This window comes from Nocardia coubleae NBRC 108252, assembly GCF_001612805.1.
In the GTDB taxonomy this organism is placed as follows: domain Bacteria; phylum Actinomycetota; class Actinomycetes; order Mycobacteriales; family Mycobacteriaceae; genus Nocardia; species Nocardia coubleae.
On the sequence record NZ_BDBD01000026.1, the window covers coordinates 267,851 to 274,602 of the forward strand.

Genomic DNA, 6,752 nt, shown 5'->3' on the forward strand with positions numbered 1-6,752 from the left:
GATGGCCGGAACACGCCCTGCCACCCCGCAGGCCATGTTCACCCGAATCGCACCGCGCTACGACGCGGTGAACTCGCTGCTCACCCTCGGCGGCGACAAACGGTTGCGCCGCCGCGCCGTCCGCGCGCTCGACCTGCGGCCGGGTGCGGAAGTGCTCGATATCGCCGCCGGGACGGCCGAGATCGGCGCTGCCCTGGCGGCGGTGTACCCGCTGCGCCTGTCGTATGTGGCCGTCGACCTCAACGAGCAGATGCTCGCCGTCGCCGAGCGGAAATTCGCCCGGCTGCGCCGCAAGCGGCCGAGCAACGACTGGCAGCTCGCCCTCGGCAGCGCGGAATCGCTCGACTTCCCGTCGTCGAGTTTCGACGCCGCAGTGATGTGTTTCGCGCTCGACGACATGGACGACCCCGCCGCCGCCCTCGCCGAAACGGTCCGCGTGCTGCGCGCCGACGGGCGCTTCCTGCTGATCGAACTCGCCATGCCCGACAGCCCGCTGCTGCGCAACCTGCTGAAGCTGCGGCTGCGACTCATCCGCGGTGTCGCCGCCATCGCGGGCATGGATTCCGTTGCCCACATGACCAGGGAAGTCGAACTCGATCGCGGCGTCGAACACACCCTCGCGCGCTGCGAGAACGCCGGCCTGGAACTGGAATCCACGGCCCGGCACCTCGGCGGGCTGGTCCGTGCCCACGTCTTCCGTAAGAGGAAAGGTTTGTGATGACCGAAAAATGTCCCCACGCCACGGCGGAGAAGGTGCCATCCGTCACCGGAATCACCAGTCGCAGGCTCTCCAACCGGCACCTGCCCGGCCCGCCCGGCCACCGGATCATGGGCTCCTATCCGGAATACGCCAAGGACCGCAACAAATTCCTGCGGGACGCGGTGCGCCGGTACGGGGATGTCGTACGGATCAAATTGCCGCTGCGCGACCTGGTGGTGATCGCCAATCCCGAAGACGCACACGCGGCGATGGGCGACACCTCCGGCGACTACAGCAAATTCGGCAACTACCATCCCGCGATCGCCAAGCGGCAGAACGGATTGTCCTTCATCGAGGGCGAATTGTTCCGCGAGCGCCGCCGCATCGTCAGCCCGCTGGTGACCCGCGACGGTCTCAAGAGCACCTTCCACGCCAATGCCGATGCCTACCTGGCAAGCCTCGAGTCGAATATCGCGGCCGCGACCGACGCCGACGGGGTGACCGACCTGCAGGAGGCGATCTTCCAGACGCTGCTGCGCGGCGTGCTGGCCCAGACCTTCACGGAACCGTTCACGCCCAAGGAAATTCACGATCTGCACGACGGTCTGTCGACGTTCACGAAGTTCCTCGGTTCCACGCTGAAGATCGCGGATCCGCCGAATCTGGTTCGCCCCTGGGGGCGGTACAAGATCCGGCCGTGGGCGGTGTACTCGGCGGGCAAGATCGTGCGCGACCGGGTGGTCGAACGGCAGAACTCGCCGTCGCTCGGCACCTACAACGACGTGCTCGACGGCATGCTCGCCGGCTACAAGAAACTCAAGACCCCGATGACGTTCTGGGACTTGTGCTTCGACGTGGCGACCATGACCAGCGCCTCCTACGGCACGACGGCGGGCGCCATCACCCAGACCGTCGTGCGCACCTGCCTGGCCGAGGAAGCCAAGAACCGGCTGGTCGAAGAGGCGAGTTCGGTCGACCTGTCCAAGCCGACCATCGAATCGGTGCGCGGCATGCACTGGGTGAAGGCGTGCTTCGAGGAAGGCATGCGCATGCAGGGCCTTCCGCTGCTGCTGCGATTCACCGCCAGGGGCGCGAACTACCAGGGCTACGACATCGCGCCCAACACCATGCTCGGCGTGCCGATCTCGACGATCCACCGCGACCCACGCTGGTGGACCGACCCCGATGTGTTCGACCCGGAACGCTTCTACGACCAGAGCAAGCGGGTCGACCAGCCGCGCGTCCTGCACTACCTGGCCTGGGGCGCGGGCCCGCACCGCTGCACCGGCGCACAGCTCGGTTACCTCATCGCGCCGTACCTGGTCGCGCTCATCTTCAGCCGCTACAAAATCGAGCTCCCGCCGAACTGGCAGCTCGTGGAAGACCCCGGCCTCGCGCCGATGATCAAGGGCGGCTTCAACGTCCGGCTCACCCCCCGATAACCCACCGACGAGAGATCTGAGAGATTCGCATGAAATTCGCAGAGCGGTACGACATCGCGGCCCCCATCTACGACCGGACGGCGTGGTTCCTGTCCCTCGGTGGCATCGACAAACTGCATCCGGGCCTGGTCGAAGGACTCGACCTCACCGGTAAGAAGGTGGCCGACCTCGGGTGCGGCACCGGTCTCGCCTTCCCCGCGCTGCTCTCCGCCGTCGGGCCGACCGGGCACGTGATCGGGGTGGACAACAACGCCGCCATCCTGGCCAAGGCGCAGAAGCGGGTCGAGGAGAACCACTGGCCCAACGTCACTCTGCTCACCGAGGACATCGCCGAGCTGCCCGTGAACCAGGACGTGGACGTCCTGTTCAGCTGCATCGCGTTCAGCTGTGTGCCGCACCCGTCGGACAAGCTGGCCGAACTGCTCGGCAACCTCACGCCGGGCACCCAGGTGCGCATCATCGACGCGCTGCCGCGCACGTCGGGGCTGAGCCGGTACCCGATCAACGGCTACAACTTCGTGAAGTCGGGCATAGTCGGATCGCATTTCCGGGAGCTGCACCCGTTCGAGCAGGTCTTCCGTGACCGGCTGACCGATGTGGTCGTCGACTACCTGCACGGCGGCATGTACACCCGCCTGACCGGCGTCAAAGGCGCGTAGGCACTCCGCGCGCACCGGCGTCGACGTCGGTGCGCGCGGCCCTTGGTGACACTTTTCTCGAGAGACGGCCGAATTGAGTATCTGGGAACTGAAAGTCGACGGCGGTGGCAAGACATTCGGCGAAAGCACCGTGCTCGACGACGTGGACTTCCACGTGGACCGCGGTGAATTCCTCGCCGTGCTCGGCCCGAGCGGCAGCGGCAAATCGACGCTGCTGCGCGTGCTGGCCGGACTCGAACAGCTGACTACCGGAACCATCAGCTGGAGCACCGACGGTGCCCGGCCGCGCACCGGGGTGGTTTTCCAGCAGGCGCTGCTGCTGCCCTGGCTCACCGTCATCGACAACATCTCGCTCGCCGGCCGGTTCGCCGCGCACCGGCGCGAGTTCGACAAGGACTACCCCGAAATCCTGCTCGCCCGTTTCGGTTTGGGGTCGCTGGCGCAGCGGTACCCCGGTGAGCTGTCGGGCGGGCAGGCGCAGCGCGTCGCCGTGCTGCGTGCGGCCGCCACCCGGCCCCGGCTGCTGCTGCTCGACGAACCGTTCAGCGCCCTCGACCCAGCAACCCGCCTGGACCTGCGGAAATGGCTGGCCGAACTCGTCACCGAGATCGAGGCGACGGTCGTGCTCATCACCCACGACGTGGACGAGGCGATGGATCTGGCCGACCGCATCGTGCTGCTCGACAAGGGCCGCATCCGGCGCGAATGGACCGAGGTGCGCGACGGCGGCGACGCGTTGCGCGCCGATATCCTCGGGCAGTACCACCCGGACGAAGTAGTGGTGTCGTGAGCGGGCTTTCACGACGGCACCTGCTCGCCGGGGCGGCCGGGCTCACCGCGGCCGCCGGGCTCTACGGCTCGGCCGACCTGGTCCGCAGCGCGGCAGGCGCCGGGCAACGGCGCGAACAGGCGCTGCGCATCGGGTACCTGCCGATCACCGACGCGGCACCGCTGCTGATCGCGCACTCGGCACACCTCTACCCCGCGGGGTCGGTGAGCAGCGCCAAACCGGTGATGTTCCGCAGCTGGTCGGGGCTGGCGGAAGCGTTCGTCTCCCGTCAGGTGGATGTGGCGCACCTGTTGATGCCCATGGCGATTCAGCTGCGGCAGGTGCTCGGGGCGAACGTGCGGGTGCTCGGGTGGAACCACACCAACGGGTCGGCGCTCACCGTCGCACCCGACATCACCGAGCTGGAACAGCTGATCGGCACCCAGGTGGCCATTCCGTTCTGGTGGTCGATCCACAACATCGTGCTGCAGAAACTCCTGCGCGCCCACGACATCACACCTGTGGTGCGCCGGACAGCGTCGCGTGCAAAACGGACCGTCGAGCTCATCGTGATGAGTCCGTCGGACATGGTTCCCGCCCTCGCCAACAGGTCCATCTCCGGCTATGTGGTCGCCGACCCGTTCAACGCCATCGCCCAGATCAAGAAGATCGGGCGCATCCACGTGTTCCTCGGTGACGTGTGGCGTGAACACGCCTGCTGCGTGCTGGTGACCCGCGACGACGTGATCGCCGAACGACCGCACGCCGTCCAGGCCGTGACCGACGCGGTGGTCGCGGCGCAGCTGCGCATCGGCACCGACCGGCCGCGCGCCGCCGAAGCGCTCACCACCGGCAGCTACCTGCCGCAACCCTTGCCCGCGGTGCGGACCGCGCTCGCCTACCCCAACCCGCCCTACCAGTTCCAGCGGCCCGACTGGTCGCCGCAGCTGGTGGGATTCCAGCCCTACCCGTACCCGAGCTTCACCCGGCGGCTGGTCGAGGAGATGCACGAGACCGTCGTCGACGGCGACCGCGGCTTCCTCGACACCCTCGACCCGGCCCGCGCGCACAGCGAGCTCGTCGACGACACCTTCGTGCTGAATTCCCTTGCCGCACAGGGTGGACGACAAGCGTTCGGGCTGACCGGCCTCGACCGAACTGAACAGGTGCACATGCTGTGACTACAACGACCCAAGCCCCACCGAAAACCGGCTCGACCGTCTCGCGCACGGTCCTGGCCAGGGTGTGGCCGCCGGTGCTCGCCGTGCTCGTCACCGTCGGGCTGTGGTGGACGGCGACCACGGTGCTCTCGCCGGAACACTCGCTGCTGCGCCGCACCGCGCCCCAGCACGTGCTGCCCGCCATCGCCGATCTGCACGAACGTGGTGTGCTCGTCTCCGACGCGGGAATCAGCCTGTGGCGATTGCTGATCGGGCTCGCGATCGCCACCGTGCTCGGTGTGCCGATCGGGTTGCTGATCGGGCTCAGCACGCGGATCGAACAGGCCGCCTCGCCGGTGGTGCAGTTCCTGCGGATGATCTCGCCGCTGTCGTGGACCCCGATCGCCATCGCCGTGTTCGGCATCGGCAACCAGCCGGTGTACTTCCTCGTCGCCGCGGCGGCCGTGTGGCCGATCATGCTGAACACGGTAGCGGGGGTGCACGCCATCGACCGCGGCTTCCTCGACGTGGCGCGCTCGTTCCACGCGACCCGGGCCGAGCAGCTGCGCGTTGTCATCATTCCGGCGGTGCGCGACCACATCCGCACCGGGCTGCGGCTCGGGCTCGGCACGGCCTGGATCGTGCTCGTGCCCGCCGAGATGCTCGGTGTGCGATCGGGACTCGGGTACCAGATCCTCAATGCCCGTGACCAGCTCGCCTACGATCAGGTGGTCGCCATCATCCTGGTGATCGGCGTGCTCGGATTCGCCGTCGATTTCCTTGCGGGCAGGTTGCCGGGGCGGTCCCTGAACGGCCGTACGTACCGATGATTATGTGATGTATGTCACTGACATGTTTGCCCCGGTTGGGTCGTGTTTGTGATTGAGCATGGGAAACCTCGTCTGTCGGCGGCATGGGTTAGGGCAGCCTCACCCATGCCCCTGGAAACTGTGCTGGCATCAGGGGTTTCGGTCTACTAGGCTCCAGACGTTCTGTCTGCTGTGCCGGTCTTCACACTGCTCGGGGAGAAGTTGGGAGCATCTCACAAGGGTGCGTCCGCTTGACGAGTCTCGCGTGTCGCTTGATCGCACGCCGCACCACACCTGATGGATAGGAACTTCAATGAACATCCGTAAAACCGTTGCGGGTGCCGCCTTGGTTATCGGGGCCATGACGGTGGCCGCTGGGACGTCGCATGCTGAGCCCGTGGCGCCCGAGGGCATCAAGTACTCGGTGAAGCTGGTCGACAAGACCGTGGTCGCCACCGTGAAGAACGGGACCTTCTCGCTGGTGGAGCAGGAGGGGGAGACTCCCGAAGCGCCGAAGACCCAGGTTGCCGAGATCAAGGACAGCACCGGCGCTGTCGTGATGGCCATGCCGATCGCCTTCTCGATCTCCGGCACGGAGATCCCGACCAAGGCTGAGGTCGTCAAGGACTCCACGGTGCTCGAACTGACGCCGGAGCGTCCCCAGGGCGTCGAAATCGCGGCCCAGCCGGTCGCGGTCAAGCCGGTCCTGCAGGGCCAGGAGATCGCCTCCGCCCAGGAGAACCAGAAGGCGATCAACGACTTCTCCTCGAAGTTCAGCATCGGCACCGCCATCGGCACCTTCGTCGGCACCGCCATCGGCGCCGTTATCGGTTGCGTCGTCACCATTCCGCTCGGCTGCCTGCCCGGCCTGACGGTCGGCGCGGCAGCGGGCGGCATCATCGGCATGATCGCCATCGGCGGGCCGGTGATGGCTGTGACCGGCCTGGAGCTGCTGCAGGTGCTGCAGGCGCCGGACGGCACTACTGTTTGGGCTGACAAGCCGAAGTAGAGGCTCGCTGTAGAAGCCCCGCTCCTGTTAGGGAGCGGGGTTTTTCGTGTGTTTGGGGCGGGGTTCGTTAGGTGGTGGGCTCCCAGCCGTAAGGAACCACCTCGGTGTTTTGAGCGCCAGGGAGGTATGGAACCACCTTGGTGGTTTGTGCACCAGGGAGGAATGGAACCACCTTGGTGTTTTGTGCACCAGAAAGGTATTGGG

At 66.8% G+C, this 6,752-nt stretch carries 7 protein-coding genes; all 7 read left to right on the top strand.

Annotated features, from left to right (window positions below; genetic code table 11):
* The first annotated feature begins 1 nt into the window (after position 1).
* Positions 2–718 carry a class I SAM-dependent methyltransferase gene (locus tag NCO8_RS27460; RefSeq protein WP_157105148.1) on the top strand — a complete coding sequence of 239 codons (717 nt, stop codon included), beginning with the start codon at positions 2–4 and terminating at the stop codon, positions 716–718.
* Positions 718–2,142 (top strand): cytochrome P450, encoded by a 1,425-nt coding sequence (locus NCO8_RS27465; RefSeq protein WP_067643803.1) that lies wholly within the window; start codon positions 718–720, stop codon positions 2,140–2,142. Before NCO8_RS27460 ends, NCO8_RS27465 begins: the two co-directional genes overlap by 1 nt.
* Before the next feature lie 29 nt (positions 2,143–2,171).
* Positions 2,172–2,801, top strand: coding sequence for a class I SAM-dependent methyltransferase (locus NCO8_RS27470; RefSeq protein ID WP_067497078.1), 630 nt, complete (start codon positions 2,172–2,174; stop codon positions 2,799–2,801).
* Between the two features lie 73 nt (positions 2,802–2,874).
* Positions 2,875–3,591, top strand: coding sequence for an ABC transporter ATP-binding protein (locus NCO8_RS27475; RefSeq protein ID WP_067497076.1), 717 nt, complete (start codon positions 2,875–2,877; stop codon positions 3,589–3,591).
* Entirely contained in the window at positions 3,588–4,751 is a 1,164-nt protein-coding gene (locus tag NCO8_RS27480; RefSeq protein ID WP_067643806.1) for an ABC transporter substrate-binding protein, read from the top strand. Before NCO8_RS27475 ends, NCO8_RS27480 begins: the two co-directional genes overlap by 4 nt.
* Positions 4,748–5,560, top strand: a complete 813-nt coding sequence (locus NCO8_RS27485; RefSeq protein WP_167353347.1) for an ABC transporter permease — start codon at positions 4,748–4,750, stop codon at positions 5,558–5,560. Before NCO8_RS27480 ends, NCO8_RS27485 begins: the two co-directional genes overlap by 4 nt.
* Before the next feature lie 376 nt (positions 5,561–5,936).
* Positions 5,937–6,548 carry a DUF8020 domain-containing protein gene (locus tag NCO8_RS27490; protein ID WP_245655526.1) on the top strand — a complete coding sequence of 204 codons (612 nt, stop codon included), beginning with the start codon at positions 5,937–5,939 and terminating at the stop codon, positions 6,546–6,548.
* Positions 6,549–6,752 lie beyond the last annotated feature (204 nt).